The organism is Algoriphagus sp. (genome assembly GCF_024642405.1).
Classification (GTDB): Bacteria; Bacteroidota; Bacteroidia; order Cytophagales; family Cyclobacteriaceae; genus Algoriphagus.
The window spans coordinates 1-21,589 of the sequence record NZ_JAHEBC010000012.1 but is presented as its reverse complement, the minus strand read 5'-3'; the positions used below and the strand labels follow the sequence as shown (position 1 = coordinate 21,589).

Below are 21,589 nucleotides of genomic sequence, written 5' to 3'. Positions count from 1 at the left end.
CTAAATGAGAGTAGGCATTTTATCTGCTTTGATTTTTCTTATCGATTGCTCCAAAAAATTAGGAATTAAGGTTTCGTTGGTTTTATAGATTTTATTTTCATCGACCAAGTGCTCCAACATTGTTCTGAACTTTGCCTTTCCTTTTGTTTCGATAATTTTTTCTCGCACTTCAGGTTTTTTCAAATGTGCCAAAAAACTTACTGGATCAGCCTCTGGGTGAAATTGAGTACCTATGATTTCATCAGAAAATCTTATCGCCATTATTGCCCTCTCATATTCTACGTGAGTTCTGATTTTCTCCAGTGCAATAATTTTAGCTCCCAAAAGATGGAATTTTTTATGATTTGGCTGCAGAACCTGATAATCCCTCGAATCGACAGCCCAAAATGGATTATCCAAATTTTGGAATAAAGGATCATTTAAACCTTCTTGGGTTTTATGGATAGACATCACTCCAAATGAAGTAGATTTCCTTTTACTGAGTTTACCTAAACCAAAATGCCTGCATGCCATTTGGAACGAATGACAAATCAAAAGAATATGCTTTTTATGCGAATGATTTTGGTTCCAAATCCAGATTTGGTCGAGTAAATCAAAATACTTCAGATCCCAGTTTCCGTTGCCATCAAGGGGACTACCTGGCCCGCCAGTAGAAATATATAAATCATATTCCAAGATATCTGGCAACTGTGATTGCCCTCTTACATCATAAACTCTATAGGAAATCTGATCGGAAAACCTGTCTAAAATATCCTTGATACATCGCATGCCTTGGTTAACTTCACCATCATACATGTCCAAGATTGCCAGATTTATCTTTTTCTTGCGCACGATTCTTCTTCTTTAAATACTTTACAAAGATAATCAAAGGGAATGAATCCCTTGCCTAAACTTACCAGTAATAAAATCAACAACTTTCGTTAAATCCTGAGTTTCTTTGAATACTGCAAGCTGTTGATCAGCCCCTGTACCATTTTTTAGCATTTGGTAGACATAATTAATTTCATCTCTACTTTCTAATTCATCTACTACATCATCGATAAATTCAAGCAATTCCAAAATCAAATCCTGAGTTGGTACTTCAGTCTTTTTACCAAAATCTATCAATTTACCTTCTATTCCATTTCTTGCTGCACGAAATTTATTTTCTCTGATTAATGCAATCCTATAAATATTAAAACTGGTATTACTAGTTAGTAGCTTATATAGCTTTGCTACCACGGCTTGGATCAATGCAGTAATACAAATTGTCTCATCCACAGTGAGGCACATATCACAAATTCTGAATTCTATTGTGCTGAAAAATGGATGCATTCTCAAATCCCACCAGATTTTTTTGGGGTTATCGATACAATTGGTCTTTACTAAAATCTCAAGAAAATTATCATAAGATTGCACTGAATCAAAGTACTCTGGTAAGCCAGTTCTGGGGAACTTCGCAAATATTTTAGCTCTAAAAGCTTTGAATCCTGTATCACGTCCTTCCCAAAAAGGTGAATTAGTAGAAAGGGCATAAATATGGGGAAGAAAATAGCATGCCTGGTTCATTAGCTGAAGCGCAATATCTCTATTATCGATTCCTACATGAACATGAAGTCCAAAAATCAGATTTGAACGAGCAATGTCCTTTAATTCATTTACAATTTCATGGTATCTAGAGTCATCGGTTATTTCCTGGTCTTGCCATTTAGAAAAAGGGTGAGTTCCAGCTGCTCCAACTACCAAATCTTGCTTTTGCGCCAATTCAAATATTTTGTTCCTCAAAAAGGAAACTTCTCTCCTCGCCTGTGCAATATTTTCACAAACATTTGTTCCAACCTCAACAACAGATTGATGCATTTCCGCCTTGACCTGTTCTCTCAACTGGATTTTACCTCCTTCAACAATCTTTGACATATGGGATCTTAGGTCTCTTGTATTTGGATCTATGATCTGATATTCTTCTTCAACTCCCAAAGTGAATTTGGGTAATTTTCTTTCTCTCTCTTTCATGAAAAGATTAATTACTTATTAAAAGCGCTTTGCACTGGATGCAGCATCTCGAATAAATGTTCCCCATGTTAAATTTATTTTCCCCGGCTTATGTGCTTTGGCATAGCTAATAGCCATTTTTGCTGCTTCTTCTACAACCCAATCGAAGTTTTCCTGACCAACAGAATTTACATCTGCATCAGGAGCTGGATTACCAAAATCAATTGCATAAGGAATCCCATCTCTTACTGCAAACTCCACCGTATTAAAATCATAGCCCAATCCTTTACAAAGTCGAATGGTGTAATCCTTTACAGTGGCCAAGAGTTTTTTTGAAGTTGGTGATTTATCGACGACATATCTCAAATGATGAGGATTCCTTGGTTCATAATCCATAATTCGTACTGCCTTTCCACCTAAGCAATAGACCCTGAAATATTCATCAAACACAATTTCCTCCTGTAGAAGCATAACCAATTGTCCTGTTTCTGGGTGTTTTTGAAAGAATTCTTCTTTATTTTCCAGACGGTAGACATTTTTCCATCCCCCACCTGCATAAGGTTTCATATAAGCAGGAAAACCGATGTATTCAAACATTCCATTCCAATCCAAAGGAGCAGCTAAATTCCTGAATGATTTACTTGTAGTATCATCAGGATGTTTGGAGGATGGAAGTAAAACTGTTTTTGGAAGAGGAACTCCTAGTTGATCAGCAAGCGCATTATTGAAGAATTTATCATCTGCACTCCACCAAAAAGGATTATTGATCACAGCGGTACCAGTTAAAGCAGCATTTTTTAAATAAGCTCTATAAAACGGAACATCTTGTGATATCCTATCAATGATTACAGCATATTCGGAAAGATGATTTTGAATCACTTTATCAATTTTGACTTCTTCCGCAGCAATGCCAGATGGTGCTATTTGGTTTACTCTATCTATAAAAGCCTGAGGAAACGTATCCTCCATACCGAAAAGTATTCCTATTTTTTTCATTCTTAATATTTTTAAAAGGTGATTTTTGAGGTCTTTTTATTAATCAAATTTTATCCGAGACAAATAATGGGGAAACATTTCTTTCCAAACTTCCCAATCATGTTGCCTGTTTTGTCTAACATCTAACCAATGATTAAGTCCTTTTTCTTTTAATGCCTCATGTAGTTTTAAATTTGCATCATAACAAATATCCCAGTTTGAGGTACCAAGGACAATATCCATATTCCATAATTCACGATCATTTAAAGCTCCCAAAAACTCCAATGGGTTATTATAGTAAATATCATCATGTATATATCCATCCATAAAGTCACGAATGTTGAAGGCTCCTGACATACTAAACATATGACTGACGTAGCCAGGATGTCGAAATGCAAAATTTGCGGCATGGTAACCTCCAAAACTACACCCCGCCATGACAACCTTCCCTACTCGCGTATTTAGTCTGATCCGTTCTACAATTTCATGGCAAATCATCTTATCATATGCTACATGCTGTTGGATCCGCTGATGGGGATGGACATTTTTATTATAAAAACTATTCTTGTCATTACTTTCCGGACAATAGATTTGAACTAGTCCTTGCTCAATATACCATTGAGCCGAAGCAATTAATCCCATATCCCGGTTTTCGTGAAAAGAGCCCTTTGAAGTTGGAAAAACAACAACGGGATAGCCAGCATGGCCAAAAACCAACATTTCCACATCTCTTTGCAGGTAATTTGAATGCCACTTGAAATATTCTTCCTTCATCTTTCGATACTTTGAATTACTGATAATTAAGTGGTTCCCACTTTACATCAAATAAGTCAAATTTCCTCAAAAACCAAAGCCTTATAAATTGTCTAAAGATTATATTTTCTCAACTTCTGATTCATTAACTAAAATTGAATGATTCCGCATAGTTTTCATTAGCCTTAAAGCCCCAATTAAAATGGATAATAAGAGTAAACCTACAAATATCCATTTCGATGTGGTTGTTATTGAAGCCATAATAGCTAAAACCGGTTTTTCAATAGGATAATTGTTTAGAATACTAATGATGAGAATGTTTTCAATAAGATCAAAAAATACAATAAATAATGGTATAAGGACGATTACTTTATTGCGCCATAAATAAAATAAAAGTCCACTTGCCAATAATCCATATACTATCATATAAGGGAAATCTAGTGCCCAAATCCCTAGTCTGTAAATTTCCCTATCAGGCTTTGATAAATTACTTATCGCGAAATATGCCTGATCCACAGAATAAGCAAATTTTAGGTCTAGAGCATTTTCTGAAGGAAGAAAATAATTCAACAAAAAATTGAATAATAGGAAAAGAACGGCCAATAAAATTAAAATATGCCTCTTCACCAGAGAAGAAAAAAATGAGTTTGAAACCATGAAAAATGAATTTAGATTAGAAAAATAGCAAAATAATTCAATTTTTAACAAAAAAAACAACTTTAATCTTTCCCTAAATTAAAAAAACATTTTCTGCGTAAAAAAAATTACTTCTTATACCATTCAGCATACATTGGATAATTCCTTGCTGTACGTTCTATGGTTTGTAGCATGGCTTCTCCTGTATCTTTAACTTTTTTGGCAGGTATACCAGCATAAATGGAATTTGCTTCAACCACTGTTCCCGCTAATACTACTGCTCCTGCAGCAATTACTGCTCCTGATTTTATTAGCGCACCATCCATTACAATCGCTCCCATTCCTACTAAAACGCGATCTTCGATAGTGCAACCATGCACAATCGCATTGTGGGCGATTGAAACTTTATTGCCAATAATTGTGGGGAATTTTTGATAAGTACAGTGGATTACCGCCCCATCTTGTATGTTAGAATCATCACCTATTCGGATAAAATGAACATCACCTCTTAATACAGCATTAAACCAAACCGTACAATTTTCTCCCAATTCAACATCGCCTACTAGTGTAGCGTTAGGTGCTAACCAACAATTCTGTCCAATTCTGGGCTCTCTAGATTCTATTGGAATAATTAATGCCATATATATTTTGATTGTTATCGTATTCAAATCTAAAAATAACTTTCCTGCAAGTTTATTTTACATAATGAAACTTTTAGAAAAATTTTGAGTTTAGATGTATATACATATAAATTTGCAAAACATTCAACCTTTTATTTAAACCAAATGAAAACTATTAAACTATCTGGATTATTCATTGCAGCAGCGATGATAACATTCTCTTGTAGCAAACCAGCTGATACTGTCGAGACTACTGAAGCTCAAGAAGTTGCAGCTGCAGAAGGAAAAACTTTAGAAATTGTACAAGACGCTACTACAATCGCATGGAGAGGCTACAAGCCAACTGGCCAACATTTTGGTAAAATTCCTGCTGTTGAAGGATCTCTAGCTGTACAAGGCCAAGAAATCACTGGAGGTAAATTCACCTTTGATATTACAGGATTAAAAATTGAAGATATGGAAGAGACAGATGACAGCTATGGCAAACTATGGGGTCATCTTCAATCTGCAGATTTCTTTGATGCTGAAAACCATCCCAGAGCAACTTTCGAAATTACTAACGTAGAGTCTTTTTCAGCAGGTGATGTAATCGCTGATCAAGAGCAGTTTGAGACAGAGAATACTCCAAAATCATCTTCTGAACTTTCTCCTGAAAATCCAACTCATTGGATCAGCGGAAATTTAACAATGAGAGGCACTACTAAAAACATCAAGTTCCCAGCAACAGTTAGCCTTGATAATGGTGCAGTTGTAGCAAAAGCTGGTTTTAATATTGATAGAACAGCTTGGGGTCTTGCGTATGGTGACGAGGCTACTGCAGTGGATAAAGCAAAAGATAAATTTATTTATAACACAGTATCGCTTTCTTTAGATGTTAAAGCGGTTGATTAATTAGAATCAAAATAATATTAGAAGAGGAATTCATGAGAATTCCTCTTTTTTTTGTCTTCAAATGCAAGAATTCGATTTTAAATATCTCCCCAAATTTCAGTTTTGGAAGCCAAAATTGATTTATTGGGTAAGCCAGCAATATGATTATCTATCCTATTTTGATGGAAATAACTATACCTATCCGCAAAAAGCTTTTAGTAATTTACTTTTCGCTGGAAATAAAAAAATTAATGAAGATGATTTATGGAATGAACAATTAAATCTGGTTAAGATTGGAATCATAGGATATGATTTTAAGAACTCACTTGAATCTTTAAGTAGTAAAAATTCACCTATTATAAACTTACCCGATCTATGTTTTTTCGCTGCTGAATTATGCTTTTGTTTTGAAGAAAATTATATAAAAAGCAAAACAAAACTAACAGAGGAGTTCTGGAGGAAAATCAAAACCATTGAATTACCGGATGATAAAATCAAATGTGAACTTAAAGCTCAAATTACAAAACGTGAATATATCAAGAGTGTAGAGACAATTCAGAAATATATCAGGGAGGGCGATACATACGAAATGAATTTTTGTCAAGCCTTTGAAGGAAGTTTTACTATTTGGGACCCAATTGCGTCTTTTTTTAAACTTCAAAAAATTTCTCCCATGCCTTTTGCATCTCTTTTCAAAGCTGAAGACAAATGGTTAATTTCTGCATCGCCAGAAAGATTTTTAAAAAAAGAAAATTCAAGATTAATTGCTCAACCCATCAAAGGAACTATTCAAAGAGGTGGTACTGAAATTGATGACGAAGTAAACAAAAAATCATTATTAACCAGTGAAAAAGAACGCGCTGAAAACTTAATGATTACGGATTTGACCAGAAATGACCTTTCAAAAATTTCTGAAATAGGTTCAGTGAAAGTTGAAGAACTATTTGGAATTTATTCCCTTCCAAAGGTCTTCCAAATGATTACTACCATAAGTTCGATTTTGAAACCAGATACCACCTTTAAAAAAATAATTCAGGCAACATTCCCTATGGGTTCTATGACAGGTGCTCCAAAAATAAGAACTATGGAGTTAATTGATGAATTAGAATCATTTAAACGTAACTGGTTTTCAGGTGCCTTTGGCTGGATTGATGAAAATGGAGATTTTGACTTTTCCGTTGTGATTCGAAGTATTATTGCCGATTTGGAAACAAAAAAACTTTATTTTGGAGTTGGAAGTGCCATCACAATAGATTCAGATGCCTCTAAGGAATACGAAGAATGTGAGCTGAAATCACAAGCAATCTTAGAAGTGCTTAATGGAAGAAAAAAATCCTAACCCAATCCGGAAAATTATCCATGTCGATATGGATGCGTTTTATGCATCCGTAGAGCAAATGGATCACCCTGAATGGAGAGGTAAACCATTGGTAGTGGGAGGAAGTGAATCAAGGGGTGTGGTAGCGGCAGCAAGTTATGAAGCTCGGAAGTTTGGAATTTACTCTGCCATGTCATCGATGATGGCTGCCCGGAAGTGTCCAAATTTAATTTTTGCAAAACCAAGATTTGATCGATACAAAGAAATTTCAAGACAGATACGTGAAGTTTTTTACGAATTCACAGATTTGGTTGAACCGCTCTCATTGGATGAAGCTTTCTTAGATGTAACAGAAAACAAAAAAGGACTAAAATCAGCTATTCTAATTGCAAAGCAAATCCGATGGAAGATCAAAGAAAAGACAGGACTGAATGCTTCCGCAGGAGTTTCTTACAATAAATTTCTAGCCAAGATTGCCTCAGATTTAAACAAACCAAACGGTCAGGCTTATATTTTACCTGAGGATGCGGAAGAATTCCTTGAGAAACTTCCGATCGGCAAGTTTTTTGGAATTGGGAAAGTAACTGCTGAAAAAATGCAGGAAATCGGTATTCACAATGGTGCTGATTTGAAACAGTTTTCACTCCAATTTCTTACCAAAAAATTTGGCAAATCAGGATTACATTACTTTAATATTGTTAGAGGCATTCATCTCTCAGAAGTTCAACCTCACAGGGTTCGTAAATCATTGAGTGCAGAAAATACTTTTGAAAGGGATCTTATCACGAATTCTGAGATAGAAGAATCTTTAAAATCTATCAATCAAGAACTATTAAAAAGGTTAAAGAAAAGTGGAGTAAATGGCCGCACGATTACTTTGAAAATCAAATATTCTGATTTCACACAGCAAACTAGAAGTAAAACCCTGGATCAATATCCCGAAAAGGAAACCATTTGGGAGATAGCAAAAGAACTTTTAGATCAGGAAAACCTACCTAAAGCTGTTCGGCTTTTAGGGCTTGGTGTTTCCAACTTAAATATCACTGAAGAACATCAATATTTTGGAGAACAATTGAAGATTCCGTTTTCAAATTTTGGATTGGTACTTTGATCTCAACTTTCCCTAAGAATAAAAAGAGCAATATAAACTGCCATTTTGTCTGCATTTTATTAATTTCGCATCCCTAAAGCATTTAATTACATGAGTAATTTGATTAAAGATATAGATATTATCTCTGGAGAAGAGGCACAAGCTTGTGACTATAAAACTACAGCGGAGGAAAATACTGGTAAATCCAGAAAGCTATATATAGAAAGTTATGGTTGTCAAATGAATTTCTCAGATTCTGAGATTGTGGCTTCTATCATGAAAGAAAACGGATTTGATACTACTTCGGATTTCAACCAGGCAGATGTGATCTTCCTAAATACCTGTTCAATTCGGGAAAAAGCTGAATTAACGGTTAGAAAAAGATTAACTGATTTCAATAGAGCAAAAAAGAATAAACCTGAAATGACAATTGGAGTTTTGGGTTGTATGGCTGAGCGGCTGAAAGAAAAACTTCTAGAAGAAGAAAAAATTGTGGACGTGGTTGTCGGACCGGATGCATACAGAGATCTTCCGAATTTAGTTTCTGCAGCTGAGGATGGGAATAAAGGAGTTAACACCTTCCTGTCAAGGGAGGAAACTTATGCTGATATTGCACCTGTTCGTTTAAACTCAAATGGTATCACAGCCTTCATATCAATCATGAGGGGCTGTGATAATATGTGTTCATTTTGTGTAGTCCCTTTCACCAGAGGAAGAGAAAGAAGCCGAGATCCACATTCTATTGTGGCAGAAGCACAAGACTTATTTTCTAAAGGTTATAAAGAAGTTACTTTACTTGGCCAAAATGTAGATAGCTATAAATGGTCTCCAGAAGAAAACAACAAAGCCAGATTAAACAAAAAGGAAGAAGAAGTAAGTACAGTGATCAATTTTGCTAATCTTCTGGAAATGGTAGCTCAGGTATCTCCTAGTCTACGAGTTCGATTTTCCACCTCTCATCCAAAAGACATTACAGACGAAGTGCTTTATACCATGAAAAAGTATGACAACATCTGTAAGTACATTCATTTACCCGTTCAGAGTGGAAATAGTAGAGTGTTGAGTCTTATGAACAGAACTTATGACAGAGAGTGGTATTTGGGTCGAGTTCGGGCTATTCGTGAGATTTTGGGAGATGAGTGTGGAATTTCTTCTGATATGATCACAGGTTTTTGCACCGAAACAGAAGAAGAACATCAAGATACCCTAACCTTAATGGATATCGTGAAGTACGACTTTAGCTACATGTTTTTCTATTCAGAAAGACCAGGAACTCTAGCGGCAAAGAAATTTGAGGATGATATTCCTTTGCAGGTCAAAAAGAGAAGATTAGCTGAAGTAATTGCCAAGCAAAGTGAACTTTCCTTATTCAGAAACAAACTAGACATTGGTAAAGAACAAATAATATTAATTGAAGGAACGTCCAAGAAATCAGATCATGAATATAAGGGAAGAAATTCTGCTAATAAAGTAGTCATTATTCCTGCCGGTGACTTCAAAATCGGAGATTATGTATTAGTCAAAATCACGGATTGTACAGCAGCAACTCTTTTTGGAGAAATTATCACAGTAAATCCAGAATTTTAATGATTACAGAATCTGAAATACGAAGTGTAAAACAACGATTTGGGATCATTGGAAACAGTCCTTTATTGAATCATGCCATTCAGGTTGCGATGCAAGCAGCACCTACCGACATGACTGTCTTGATTACGGGAGAGAGTGGAAGTGGAAAAGAAAGTTTTTCAAAAATCATTCATTCTCTAAGCCTTCGAAAGCATGGGAAATTTATAGCTATCAATTGCGGTGCGATACCTGAGGGAACCATTGATTCAGAGCTTTTCGGCCATGAAAAAGGATCATTTACCGGAGCCCATGAAGCTAGAAAAGGGTATTTTGAAGTTACTGACGGAGGTTCCATTTTCTTAGATGAGATAGGTGAAATGCCATTAGGTACTCAAGCTAGACTTCTTAGAGTTTTAGAAAATGGGGAATTTATTAAGGTCGGTTCTTCTAAAGTCCAAAAAACAAATGTCAGGGTTATTACTGCAACTAATGTCAAGTTGCTTAAAGCAGTTGAAAAAGGGAAGTTTAGAGAGGATTTATATTACCGATTGAATACCGTTCCAATTTATGTCCCACCTTTAAGAGAGCGAGGGGATGATACTGTTTTGCTTTTTAGGAAATTCACTTCGGATTTTTCTGAAAAATACCATGTAAAGCCTATTTCTTTAGATTCTGAGGCCCAATCTATATTAAAAAGATATCCTTTTCCCGGCAATATTCGTCAATTAAAAAACCTTGCAGAACAAATTTCATTGCTTGAAGAATCAAGAGATGTGGATGCGGAAACCCTTTCAAAATATCTTCCTACTGACAATTCCAGATTACCAATGACATTAAATCAGTCTAGGTCAAAGTCTGACATGAGCGATTTTTCTGAAAGAGACTTACTTTATAAAGTCTTATTTGATATGAAAAAAGACATGAATGATTTGAAAAAACTGGTTCTGGAATCTTATCAGAGTGGTGGACTTAATCATAGTATTATTCAAAAACATCAGGGTTTGTTCGAAGATATGGATAGTAATATTTCTAAAAATGAACCTAGTGAAAGTTCTTCAAATTACTCCGTACCTTTAGTGATTACCCCTCAAAAAAACTCATCAAATCAAGGAGAAAACTTTGAAGAGGAAGTTATTGAGGATATTTACCATGAGGAAGATGACAACTCACTTTCTTTAGAAAGAAAAGAAAAAGAAATGATTCTCAGAGCCTTGCAAAAGCATAATAATAAAAGGAAATATGCAGCAAGTGATTTGGGAATTTCTGAACGAACTTTATACAGGAAGATCAAACAATATGAAATTGATCAGTAAACTACGGCTTTTTCTACTTTCAGGAATACTTCTGGCACTTCAGGCTTGTTCTGTAAAATACAGCTTTACCGGAACAAATATTAATTATGATTTAGTAAAGTCATTTACGGTAGAAAATTTCTTTAATGATTCAGGAGGAGGCCCAGCCAATATGGAGCAGCTCTTTACAGAGTCTTTAAAAGAATATTATCAAAGGAACACCCAATTAGAGTTGGTTAGAACTAATGGAGACTTACAATTTGCCGGGGCGATTAACCGTTATTCTCTTACTCCACAATCTGCTGTCTCGAGTAATAATCCAAATTTACCAGATAGAGCTGGTCAAATGAGACTGACCATCGCAGTAGAAGTAGAATATATGAATTTGACAAATGAAGAAGAGAATTTACGAAGAACGTTTTCTTTCTTTCAAGATTATGATCCAAGAACGACGACTCTTTTGGACGTTGAAAATCAGCTTGTAGAAGAAATATTTCAAAATATTATCCAAGATATCTTCACAGCCACTGTTGCAAACTGGTAAATCCAGTATATTAAACCCAAAACCAAAAAAGATTGAACGCGGCACAGTTTATAGAACTAATTAGTAAATCAGAAACTGCTAACAGAAACGATTTACTTTCTCTTAAAAAAATTCAGGAAAACTTCCCCTATTTCCAAATTCCCCATGTTTTAGCAGCTCGTTATGAATATGGAAAAGATCCAGCTAAAACACCTGAATCTTTAGCCTATGCCGCCATCACTAGTCCAAATAGAATTTGGCTGAAAGAACTTGTTGAAAAAAAATCCGAAATCTCAAAAACATCGAACCCGAAACAAGCAAAACAAAAAGAAGTTGAAATAAAGGAAGAGAATCCAAAACCTGTCAGAAAAAGGAGGAAAGCTCCTGCTGATGATTTGTTGGAAACTATCAAAAGGAAAGAAAAGAAAACTATTGTTGATGCCAAGAAGAGAGAGCAGATTGATCTAATTAAGGCTTTCAGTAAACGAGACATCAAACTTGCCACGATCAAAGAGATAGAAGCTAACCAGAATAATGAAAATTTAGCCGCGAGCAGTACTGAGATTAATGACAATTTATTATCTGAATCATTCGCAAAACTGCTGGTATCTCAGGGTAAAAAGCCCAAAGCAAAGAAAATTTATGAGAAATTGATGTTGAAATTTCCAGATAAAAGGTCTTACTTTGCGGACTTAATTGAAAAGTTGAAAGAATAATCCCTAATATATGTTTACTTTATTAATCACCATTATCCTAATTTTAGCGGTACTTCTAGTGCTCGTTATCTTAGGTCAAAACTCTAAAGGTGGCGTTGGAGCTGCTTTCGGAGGTAGTGCATCTCAAATCATGGGAGTAACCCGTACCGGAAATGTATTGGAAAAAGCCACTTGGTTTTTAGCCGTTTCAATCCTGGTACTTTCCTTAGCTTCTTCAGCGTTTTATTCTGGAAGCCAACCAAATCAATTTTCCTCTCCAAATATTGAAAGTGCAAAGCAACAAGTAGTAGCTCCGGCTTTTGGAGATAATGAAAGCTTACTTCCTACTGAGTCTACTCCAGCTACAAGTGAGGATACTACTTCAGGTGGTGAATAAAGACCTAATAAAAACATTTGCTAAAGTCTGCTCCAAAAGGGCAGACTTTTTTGTTTTAATTAAAATCATCTCTTATTTTTCTATTCTATCACCAAATCCTAGTCTTTCAACTTGTTTTTGAACTAAACTGGAATTATTTAATATTAATTATCCCCATTTAATTTATGAATACAAAACCTATTCGTCTAGAGGACTTACATATCGAAAACTGGCCAAATCTTATTTTATGGGCTGCTCCTATCATGTTCCTCCTTGTCTTTATTGAATGGGGAATTAGCGCTTATCAAAAAAAAGATGCCTATAACACTAAAGATTTTTTCGCTGCCTCTACTATTGGACTGGTAAATGTTGGTATTAGTGCGTTAATCAAAATTGCAACCTTTGGGTCTGCATTATTCTTTTATAATATATCACCATTCACCATCCCTGTTACTTGGTGGTCTTTTATTTTATGCTTTTTCGCTATCGATTTAGCGAGATATTGGGCACATAGATTGGCCCATGAACAAAGATTCTGGTGGGCAACCCATATTACTCATCACAATTCCTCAAAATACAACCTTTCCGTTTCCTTTCGATTAGGTTGGACACAACACATTAAGGTGATTTTCTTCTTCCCAGTAATGTTTATGGGATTTAATCCCTTCGTATTCTTTATTTGTCATCAGATTGCTGTTTTATACCAGTTCTGGATTCATACCGAATACATTACCAAACTACCAAGACCAATAGAGTTTTTCTTTACGACTCCCTCTCATCATAGGGTACATCATGCAAGAGATGAACATTACCTTGATAAAAACTACGGGTCAACATTCATAATATGGGATAGGATTTTTGGCACTTTCATGCCGGAAGGTGAAAGACCTAACTATGGTATTACTAAACCTGTCACTTCATACAATCCAATTTATTTAGTTTTTCACGAATGGGTAGATATTGTAAAAGATCTTCGGAAAGCTAAAAATATTAATGAGTGCTGGAGGATTCTATTCGATAAGCCAGGGGCTGAAGTAATTTCAACTAGAGAAAAAGCTGAAAACGAAGCAAGAGCTAAATCCTCTTCTGAAGTTCAGAAAGAAATTTTAGCTCTTGAGGTACAAGAAAAATAAACTATTCCGGATTGGAAGAAACGTGTTGCAATAACAATCTTTTACTAATTGGCAGTAGCGTTTCTTCCATTGGTAAATCATGGGAACTATGAAGTCTCCATGTAGCCGGGTTAGGTAGCTCTTTAATATCTTTTATTAGCTGGAGTTTGATCTTTTCCAAAGTATTTACAATTGATTTTTGAAAAACACCTACAAACCACATTCTGATACTTCTGAATTTTTCACCTGCCAATTGCAAGAAATTTGATTGATATCGAAATGCATGAATATCAGGTTTTGATTCTCTAGAGACCAAAATAAATCCTTCTCGAGTATAAATAGGCATAATACCAATTGGCTCAAACTCTACTTGGCTTTCTACAAGTTGATAAATTTCCTTTCCCTTTTTGATTTGCTCAGTAAATCTTGGTAAAGCAAAATCAGTGATATTGGCGATTTCCTGCATAATCTCACCTTCTGTTTCACGAGGTTGATAATGCAGCTTTCCATTTTGAAAATCGATTCCGGATATTGCTCTTGGAAATAAATTACTCAATTCCGATTTTCCTTTCTTCAAGTCATCTAAAAGACGATGGTGTTCTATAAGTTCACCAAGTACAGGATAAAGTTTGGCAGCATTAAATTGTTTATTTGTTTCTTGAAGGTATGCCAGAAGTTGATACTTCTTATATTCAAAATCAATTAAACCTTCTGCAATCCAGTTTTTAGGTAAATTCTTCATAAGTAAATAGGTTTACCAAAAATTAATAAAATCTGACATAATATCTGTCAGTTTTGGAAAAATTGACAGATATTTTTTTGCCTTCTGTCGCAAACTTTTCAGTTTCTACCTGACAATTACAGCCGATTTGTCAGCCTTTTAAAAATATACTCTAATGGCACAGGAAGTGCTATAAGGCATATGCATTTTAATCTAACATTTAAACAAATTAATTATATGTCAAACGTGAACATCAAACCTCTTGCAGATCGGGTTTTGGTACAACCAGCTGCAGCTGAAGAGAAAACCGCTTCCGGACTTTATATCCCGGACACTGCAAAAGAAAAACCTCAAAAAGGAACAGTGGTGGCAGTGGGTAATGGTAAAAAAGATGAGCCCTTGACTGTTTCAGTAGGAGACACTGTTTTGTACGGTAAGTATTCAGGAACTGAACTGAATGTAGATGGTAAGGATTATCTCATCATGAGAGAATCAGACATCTTTGCAATCCTTTAATTAATCAACCCTAATCGTTAACAAAATATTTAACAATATGGCAAAGCAATTATTTTTCAATACTAGTGCAAGAGATCAGCTTAAAAAGGGCGTAGATGCTCTTGCTGACGCAGTAAAAGTGACTTTAGGACCAAAAGGCCGAAACGTCATTATCGATAAAAAATTCGGTGCACCAACTATTACAAAAGATGGTGTTTCTGTAGCAAAAGAAATCGAATTGGATGAACCAATCGAGAACATGGGTGCTCAATTAGTAAAAGAAGTAGCTTCCAAAACTGCTGATAATGCAGGTGATGGAACTACTACTGCTACAGTACTTGCTCAATCTATTTTTGGAGTAGGTATTAAAAACGTAGCAGCTGGAGCAAATCCAATGGATCTTAAAAGAGGCATTGACAAAGCAGTTTCTGCAGTTGTTAAGCAACTTCAAGCTGATTCAAAGCAAATTTCTACTTCTAAGGAAATCGCTCAAGTAGCAACTGTATCTGCAAACAATGACGAGGAAATCGGAACAATGATTTCTGACGCAATGGACAAAGTAGGTAAAGACGGTGTAATCACAGTAGAAGAAGCAAAAGGTACTGAGACTGAAGTTAAAACTGTAGAAGGAATGCAGTTTGACAGAGGTTACCTTTCTCCATATTTCGTGACTAACACAGAAAAAATGGAAGTTGAATTAGAGCAGCCTTACATCTTGATCTATGACAAGAAGATTTCCTCTATGAAGGAATTACTTCCAGTTCTTGAGCCAGTAGCTCAGTCAGGTAAGCCATTAGTAATCATCTCAGAAGATGTTGATGGTGAAGCTCTTGCTACTTTGGTAGTAAATAAAATCAGAGGTGCCTTGAAAGTAGCGGCTGTAAAAGCTCCAGGATTCGGTGACAGAAGAAAAGCAATGTTGGAAGACATCGCAATCCTTACTGGCGGAACAGTAATCTCTGAAGAAAGAGGTTTTAAACTTGAAAACGCAACTGTTGATATGCTTGGAAGAGCAGAGAAAATCAACATTGACAAAGACAATACTACTATTGTAAATGGAGCAGGTGATGCAAATGCCATCAAAGGTAGAATCGCTGAAATCAAAGCTCAGATAGACAAAACTACTTCTGATTACGACAGAGAAAAATTGCAGGAAAGACTTGCAAAACTTTCTGGAGGTGTAGCGATCCTTTACATTGGTGCTGCTACTGAAGTGGAAATGAAAGAAAAGAAAGACCGTGTAGATGATGCTTTGCATGCTACTAGAGCAGCTGTTCAAGAAGGTGTGGTAGTTGGTGGTGGTGTTGCTTTAGTGAGAGCAGCAGAGGCACTTAACAACTTGAAAGGTCTTAATGAAGATGAGGATACTGGTATCAATATCATTAGACAAGCAATTGAGTCTCCGTTGAGAACTATCGTTTCCAATGCAGGTGGTGAGCCATCAGTAGTGATCAATAAGATTCGTGAAAACAAAGGAAACTATGGATACAATGCTAGAACAGACGTCTATGAAGACTTATTCAAGGCAGGTGTAATTGATCCTACCAAAGTAACTAGATTAGCTTTAGAAAATGCAGCTTCTATTGCAGCTCTTTTATTGACAACAGAATGTGTTGTTGCAGATGTGAAAGAAGATTCTCCGGCGATGCCCCCAATGGGCGGAGGAGGAATGGGCGGAATGATGTAATTCCAATCATCCCCAAAAATAGAAAGGAGACTCTAGGGTCTCCTTTTTTTATTTACTTGAAATTAAGACTATAGGCATACTAATTGTAAAAAATGGATAAAATACTTTTTCTAGGATATGGAATAATTGTATTTTGCCAATAATACCTCAACTGGATACTATAACTCGTTAAATGATTCACTTCGACACCATTTTTCTCGTGGATGACGACCCCATCAATAATCTAATTAACAATAGACTATTGAATAAAGTAAAAGTGGCAGAAAAAATTGAGGAGTTTTTGGAAGGTCAGTATGCAATAGATAGAATTTCCGAGTTACCGATTGAACAGAAAATATTAATCTTTCTTGATATAAATATGCCAGTAATGAATGGCTGGGAATTTTTAAGAATATATCAAGAACGGTTCATAAAAAGAAATGATACAATCATAATACTTTCCAGCTCCATTGATTTTCAGGATAGACAAAAAGCTAAGGAATTTAGTGTTGTTTCAGACTTTTTAGAGAAACCTCTTACCTTGGACAAAATCCAATATCAAATAGAAAAATACTGATAGCAGATATTTTCTTGAAATATTAGAAGGTTTAACCTTTCCCAGAGCTTCACTGCTCCAATCTAATCTTTGATAATCCATCAACTCCTAATAGTTGAAACTGAAGTGAGTAAAAAACTTACGGTAAAGAAAGGATCTGAAAATTAAAAACCAGCCTCCTATTAAAATTTTATAGCTTTATCTAAATCCATAAAAATTAATTGGAAACTGGTTTTCATTAATTACTTTCTTAAAGTATCTGCAATAAATGCCTTTAAATCAGATCTAAACTTAGCTGCAGATGGCAAATGGGTATACATCATATGTCCCGCTTCATAATAAGTCATCTTGATCCTATCAGAAGCTGATTTTGGTAATCCCAGATGAGAAATTGAATGTTCAACTCCATAAAATACAGTTGCCAAATCGTAATACCCATTCATAATCAGCACTTTCATATTCGGATCCTTACTTAAAGCATCTGCCATATCGGGTAGTGTAGTAACTGCTCCTGTTGTTCCCCAATACTGATTTCCCTGATGAGACCAATCCCATTTAAAACCTTCTTTACTATATGCCGAAGGAGCATAGAGCAAATCTTTACTGACTCCCAATGAACCATGGAAATAATCTAAGAATAAGCTCGTATAGGCTGGGGAAATAGCATCACTTTGAGGATCTGTAAAAGCAGACATGGACATAGGATCGATATTGATACCTTTATATCTGGAATCCAGCCTTCCTACAGTCAACCCTTCATCCCTTAAAAGCTCTTGGAAAGTTTCTCCTGCATCTAACTTCAAATCAGCTCTTTTCCAAATCTCTGCACTGATTCCAGTATAGCCTTCCAACTTTTGGGCGATTCCATTTTTATCTGCTTCAGAAATTGTATTCCCTTTGAATAAAGCAGGTGCATATTCATTTTCCGTAAATTCTCGTACTTCCTGTACAAAGGACTCTAAATCTGCTCCTTTATTGGTGATTTTGTCATGATATCTTGCTGTCACTGCCACCGTTGGGAAATAAGCAATGTTAGAAATATCCTCATTTGGCACAAAAAATAAGGTTCTTAAATCAAAAACTGAGGAAACCATGATTACACCATTCAATGCATATCCCTGGTTAAGCAAATAGCTCATTACCCCAGCATTTCTGAATGTACCATAACTCTCCCCCAAGATATATTTAGGGGAATTCAGACGATCATGCTCTTTTAAAAACTGCATGATAAACAAACTTACACTTCTTATATCCTGATCTACTCCCCAAAAGTCTTTACCTGTGGCTTCTCCAATTGGTAAACTTAAACCTGTTCCAACTGGATCCATCATGACCACATCCGCCACATCAAGAATTGAAAATTCATTGTTAGCAAGTTCATAAGGACCTGCTTGATTATAATTAGGATCGTCAACTACAATTCTTTTTGGCCCCATGATTCCCATGTGCAGCCAATAAGATGAAGAACCAGGTCCTCCGTTGTAAGAAAAGATAATAGGTCTATTTTTCTCAGGATTCTCTTTGAAATAAGCCGTAAAACCAAACAATGCTATTGGCTTATTTTGCTCATCTTTCAATTGCATTGTTCCGGCTAATGCATTCAAATTGATGGTTTTACCGTCAATCGTCACAGATTGCTTCGATTCAAAAACCTCTGCCTTTGGCATTTCTTTTTCGGCCACTTCCTTTTCTTGTGCAAGAGCAAATCCTGAAACAAGGAAGAAGGCAAACAAAAATCTTATCTTCATAATACTTTAATTTTGGTTGGATGAAATGGTTTAATTAAAAGCAGTTTAACAAAAAATCAGGACATTGGCTCTCCTGTTTTCAATTGATAGCAACGTTCATGTAAATGAAAACCCAATTTTTGATAAAAACCTTCTGCGTCTTCGGCTGAAAATAAAATCAATCGGGCAGTAGGAGCAATTTCTCTTGTTTTAAGAAGTAATTTGCTACCGATTCCCTGGCCTTGATAAGGTGCATTAACTGCAAGATCTGCGATAAAAGTACGATAACAGAAATCCGAAATCCCTCGCATCAAACCTATCAACTCTCCGTTTTCTCTAGCAGTCACCCAAAGGTTCGCTCCAGAAACCATTCTTCCAAGGAATTCTAGATCCTGCATAGGCCTTCTTTTACTGAGCTTAGATTTCTCAAGGACTAGAATAAATTCTTCCAAAGAGATTGCTTGTTCGGCTTGAATAGAAGGCATATAAAAAGAATTAATTTAGAAACAATGACTGGTGGAGCTGGATTTAGTATGTCATGTAATCATTCGATGAAAGACAATCGAAATTTGGGAAAAATCCGTCCAAATCCAACTATACCTGACCTTTATAGATTAGAATCAAAAATAGATCTTGTTGATCTGAAAAGTCTGGATCACGCAATCCAATTTAGGATTGATAGAAAAGAAAAAAAGTGAAAAAGTCAGAAAATGGATATTTAGAGGGCTCTTGATATGTGGAATCACATTATTTTTAATTCTATTTTTAAAATCCTAATTCAGAACATCCTGCAAGTCCACTCTTTTTTTAAATGTTGCTTTTGCAAATGGACAAAGAGGAAGGACTTTGATTTCTTCTTTTCTCACATAATCCACTAAGGCCTCTAAAAGCTTCGCACCAATCCCCTGCCCTTTTAGGAATTCATCCACCTCTGTATGTTCGATGATCATTTTTTTTGGTCCTGCCATAACATAAACCATTTCTGCAAAGCGCCTCGCTCCTTCTTCCACAAAAAAAGATCCTCTCTTTCCATCAAATTGATGCTGTATTTCCATTTTTTGATTCTTCTATTCCAAATTTAACTCTTCGTCTTGTCTTCTACCATTTGGTCGTAAACCTCATTATTAGGCTCCCATAATTCTATGCTATGGCCATCTGGATCTAGAATATGAACAAACTTCCCATAATCATAAGATTCAATTTCATCCAAAATAGTAACTCCCTCGTTCTTCAATGCTTCTACTAATTCTACCAAGTTTTCGACACAGTAATTGATCATAAAATCCTTTTCCGAAGGCTTGAAATAGGTGGTATCATCCTTCATCGGCGACCATTGTAAAAACTCTTTTTGCTTTGGGTTATCAGAACTCCTGTACTCAAAAGTGGTCCCATAATCGTCTGTATGAAGTCCTAAATGTTTTTGATACCAGTCTTTAGTTTTTGCGGGGTCTTTCACTTTAAAGAAAATCCCCCCAACTCCTGTGACGCGCTTTTTCATCTTTTTTATCATTATTATTCAATCCCTTTAACTACTAAAAACCAATCTCCATCCAACTCCAAATACCCATAGTCATAACAATAATGATATTGGTTACCTTTTTTATTGGTATAGAGATGGGTGAAATACTTAAAATTGAAACCAGCACGCATCAACTTATCCCGGGTAGTTTTACCAAGGTTTTCTCCGGTTGGAATCAGTTTTTCAAGAATGTTCCGATTTCTTTTTAGAGCATTATTCGTATTTCGAATCATATTAGTGGTCAAGGCTGTCTGTTGATTATTGTAATTATTCCTGCAAGAATCATCACAAAACTTCTTATCAACTCTCCCTCGAATCAGTTCACCACAGTTTAAACAAGTTCTTTTTTCCATGTCTTTAAAAAAAATCGAAGCTTAATCTACTAAATTAAAAGATAAGTTCAGATATCAAATAATTTTTAGTTTTCAACTTGAATAGGAAATCAAATTAAGCTTTTAATAATTTGGGATAGTTTTGAAATATCCTCTTCTGTATTAAAAACATTCACGGAAATCCTTAGGTATTCTCCTCTTACAGATAAATATATTTTATTCAGATCTAAACTTCTTTTTAGGTCTTCTGAAGAAATAACTTCAGGTAATTTTGGAGCAATCAAGTGATAAGCCAAATACGCATCATCTTCCATCACACCTCCAATTTCTTTCAAGAATTCCCGTAATGGACTATTTAGATTTTTGGCATATTCCTGAATTTTTGATGGCGTCCATTCCAGCAATTGAGATAGACTATCTTTCAACATGGGCATCATGATGAAATTACTTGTTTCTCCTACATTGAACCTTCCCGCTCCAGGCTGATATTTATCTGCATAATCTGATAAGGAACTAAAATTTCGGGCATTTACCCGGTTCATCCAGGATTCTTCTAATGGTATTCCATTTGCAAATTTCTCCCCGATATATGCCAATGCAATGGAATAGGGTCCCAAAAGCCACTTATAGGCAGCGCAAATCAATGCGTCGATCTTAAACTCTTTGACATCCATCGGCATGGCTCCAACGGATTGTGTCCCATCCACGATGAAATAAGCTCCAATTTCCTGGCATTTTTCTCCAATAGCTTTCAAATTGAATTTGACTCCGCTCAT

General features: G+C 35.6%; 25 protein-coding genes. 12 read left to right on the top strand and 13 right to left on the bottom strand.

What is annotated here, in order from left to right; translation table 11 throughout:
* From Q0L68_RS02020 to Q0L68_RS01995, 6 genes are all read right to left on the bottom strand, one after another.
* Positions 1–831 carry a GMP synthase gene (locus Q0L68_RS02020; protein ID WP_366938335.1) on the bottom strand — a complete coding sequence of 277 codons (831 nt, stop codon included), beginning with the start codon at positions 829–831 and terminating at the stop codon, positions 1–3.
* A gap of 33 nt (positions 832–864) precedes the next feature.
* Complete coding sequence (locus tag Q0L68_RS02015; protein WP_296698680.1) at positions 865–1,992, bottom strand: carboxylate-amine ligase; 1,128 nt, start codon at positions 1,990–1,992, stop codon at positions 865–867.
* Between the two features lie 18 nt (positions 1,993–2,010).
* Positions 2,011–2,967, bottom strand: coding sequence for a hypothetical protein (locus Q0L68_RS02010; RefSeq protein ID WP_296698678.1), 957 nt, complete (start codon positions 2,965–2,967; stop codon positions 2,011–2,013).
* 39 nt (positions 2,968–3,006) lie between these two features.
* Positions 3,007–3,720 (bottom strand): alpha/beta fold hydrolase, encoded by a 714-nt coding sequence (locus Q0L68_RS02005; RefSeq protein ID WP_296698675.1) that lies wholly within the window; start codon positions 3,718–3,720, stop codon positions 3,007–3,009.
* 99 nt (positions 3,721–3,819) lie between these two features.
* Positions 3,820–4,407, bottom strand: coding sequence for a hypothetical protein (locus Q0L68_RS02000; RefSeq protein WP_296698672.1), 588 nt, complete (start codon positions 4,405–4,407; stop codon positions 3,820–3,822).
* A 56-nt stretch (positions 4,408–4,463) separates the two neighbouring features.
* Complete coding sequence (locus Q0L68_RS01995; protein ID WP_296698669.1) at positions 4,464–4,976, bottom strand: gamma carbonic anhydrase family protein; 513 nt, start codon at positions 4,974–4,976, stop codon at positions 4,464–4,466.
* Positions 4,977–5,120: 144 nt separating this feature from the next.
* On the opposite strand from Q0L68_RS01995, the gene Q0L68_RS01990 reads away from it, so the two are divergent.
* The 9 genes from Q0L68_RS01990 (at position 5,121) to Q0L68_RS01950 (ending at position 13,818) form a co-directional block, all read left to right on the top strand.
* A complete protein-coding gene (locus Q0L68_RS01990; protein WP_296698667.1) occupies positions 5,121–5,846 on the top strand; it encodes a YceI family protein in 726 nt (241 codons plus the stop codon).
* A 115-nt stretch (positions 5,847–5,961) separates the two neighbouring features.
* Complete coding sequence (locus Q0L68_RS01985; RefSeq protein ID WP_296698664.1) at positions 5,962–7,164, top strand: anthranilate synthase component I family protein; 1,203 nt, start codon at positions 5,962–5,964, stop codon at positions 7,162–7,164.
* Positions 7,145–8,254 (top strand): DNA polymerase IV, encoded by a 1,110-nt coding sequence (gene dinB / locus Q0L68_RS01980; protein ID WP_296698661.1) that lies wholly within the window; start codon positions 7,145–7,147, stop codon positions 8,252–8,254. The genes Q0L68_RS01985 and dinB overlap by 20 nt, the downstream gene beginning before the upstream one ends.
* 90 nt (positions 8,255–8,344) lie before the next feature.
* On the top strand, positions 8,345–9,820 hold the full coding sequence (gene miaB, locus Q0L68_RS01975; RefSeq protein ID WP_296698656.1) for a tRNA (N6-isopentenyl adenosine(37)-C2)-methylthiotransferase MiaB: 1,476 nt from the start codon (positions 8,345–8,347) through the stop codon (positions 9,818–9,820).
* Complete coding sequence (locus tag Q0L68_RS01970; protein WP_296698654.1) at positions 9,820–11,112, top strand: sigma-54 dependent transcriptional regulator; 1,293 nt, start codon at positions 9,820–9,822, stop codon at positions 11,110–11,112. Before miaB ends, Q0L68_RS01970 begins: the two co-directional genes overlap by 1 nt.
* Positions 11,096–11,635 (top strand): LPS assembly lipoprotein LptE, encoded by a 540-nt coding sequence (gene lptE, locus Q0L68_RS01965; protein ID WP_296698651.1) that lies wholly within the window; start codon positions 11,096–11,098, stop codon positions 11,633–11,635. The genes Q0L68_RS01970 and lptE overlap by 17 nt, the downstream gene beginning before the upstream one ends.
* A gap of 32 nt (positions 11,636–11,667) precedes the next feature.
* A complete protein-coding gene (locus tag Q0L68_RS01960; RefSeq protein WP_296698648.1) occupies positions 11,668–12,330 on the top strand; it encodes a hypothetical protein in 663 nt (220 codons plus the stop codon).
* Positions 12,331–12,340: 10 nt separating this feature from the next.
* Positions 12,341–12,706 (top strand): preprotein translocase subunit SecG, encoded by a 366-nt coding sequence (gene secG, locus Q0L68_RS01955; protein ID WP_296698645.1) that lies wholly within the window; start codon positions 12,341–12,343, stop codon positions 12,704–12,706.
* A 164-nt stretch (positions 12,707–12,870) separates the two neighbouring features.
* Positions 12,871–13,818 (top strand): sterol desaturase family protein, encoded by a 948-nt coding sequence (locus Q0L68_RS01950; RefSeq protein ID WP_296698642.1) that lies wholly within the window; start codon positions 12,871–12,873, stop codon positions 13,816–13,818.
* A 1-nt stretch (position 13,819) separates the two neighbouring features.
* Here the strand turns inward: Q0L68_RS01950 and Q0L68_RS01945 are convergent, their stop codons facing one another.
* Positions 13,820–14,539, bottom strand: coding sequence for a hypothetical protein (locus tag Q0L68_RS01945; protein WP_296698639.1), 720 nt, complete (start codon positions 14,537–14,539; stop codon positions 13,820–13,822).
* Positions 14,540–14,755: 216 nt separating this feature from the next.
* On the opposite strand from Q0L68_RS01945, the gene Q0L68_RS01940 reads away from it, so the two are divergent.
* The 3 genes from Q0L68_RS01940 to Q0L68_RS01930 all read left to right on the top strand — a co-directional run bounded on the left by Q0L68_RS01940 (position 14,756) and on the right by Q0L68_RS01930 (position 17,256).
* Positions 14,756–15,034: a co-chaperone GroES gene (locus Q0L68_RS01940; RefSeq protein ID WP_184493485.1), complete on the top strand. Its 279-nt coding sequence runs from the start codon at positions 14,756–14,758 to the stop codon at positions 15,032–15,034.
* A gap of 37 nt (positions 15,035–15,071) precedes the next feature.
* Positions 15,072–16,700: a chaperonin GroEL gene (groL, locus tag Q0L68_RS01935; RefSeq protein ID WP_296698630.1), complete on the top strand. Its 1,629-nt coding sequence runs from the start codon at positions 15,072–15,074 to the stop codon at positions 16,698–16,700.
* A gap of 172 nt (positions 16,701–16,872) precedes the next feature.
* Positions 16,873–17,256: a response regulator gene (locus tag Q0L68_RS01930; protein WP_296698627.1), complete on the top strand. Its 384-nt coding sequence runs from the start codon at positions 16,873–16,875 to the stop codon at positions 17,254–17,256.
* A gap of 221 nt (positions 17,257–17,477) precedes the next feature.
* Here the strand turns inward: Q0L68_RS01930 and Q0L68_RS01925 are convergent, their stop codons facing one another.
* The 6 genes from Q0L68_RS01925 to Q0L68_RS01900 all read right to left on the bottom strand — a co-directional run.
* Complete coding sequence (locus Q0L68_RS01925; RefSeq protein WP_296698624.1) at positions 17,478–18,983, bottom strand: carboxypeptidase; 1,506 nt, start codon at positions 18,981–18,983, stop codon at positions 17,478–17,480.
* A gap of 56 nt (positions 18,984–19,039) precedes the next feature.
* Positions 19,040–19,447 carry a GNAT family N-acetyltransferase gene (locus Q0L68_RS01920; protein ID WP_296698622.1) on the bottom strand — a complete coding sequence of 136 codons (408 nt, stop codon included), beginning with the start codon at positions 19,445–19,447 and terminating at the stop codon, positions 19,040–19,042.
* 288 nt (positions 19,448–19,735) lie between these two features.
* Positions 19,736–20,017, bottom strand: a complete 282-nt coding sequence (locus Q0L68_RS01915) for a GNAT family N-acetyltransferase (protein WP_296698620.1) — start codon at positions 20,015–20,017, stop codon at positions 19,736–19,738.
* A 23-nt stretch (positions 20,018–20,040) separates the two neighbouring features.
* Complete coding sequence (locus tag Q0L68_RS01910; RefSeq protein ID WP_296698617.1) at positions 20,041–20,460, bottom strand: VOC family protein; 420 nt, start codon at positions 20,458–20,460, stop codon at positions 20,041–20,043.
* Between the two features lie 14 nt (positions 20,461–20,474).
* Complete coding sequence (locus Q0L68_RS01905) at positions 20,475–20,834, bottom strand: DUF2116 family Zn-ribbon domain-containing protein (RefSeq protein ID WP_296698614.1); 360 nt, start codon at positions 20,832–20,834, stop codon at positions 20,475–20,477.
* Between the two features lie 89 nt (positions 20,835–20,923).
* Positions 20,924–21,589 (bottom strand): aminotransferase class V-fold PLP-dependent enzyme (locus Q0L68_RS01900; protein ID WP_296698611.1); only part of this gene is annotated, 666 nt, incomplete at its 5' end.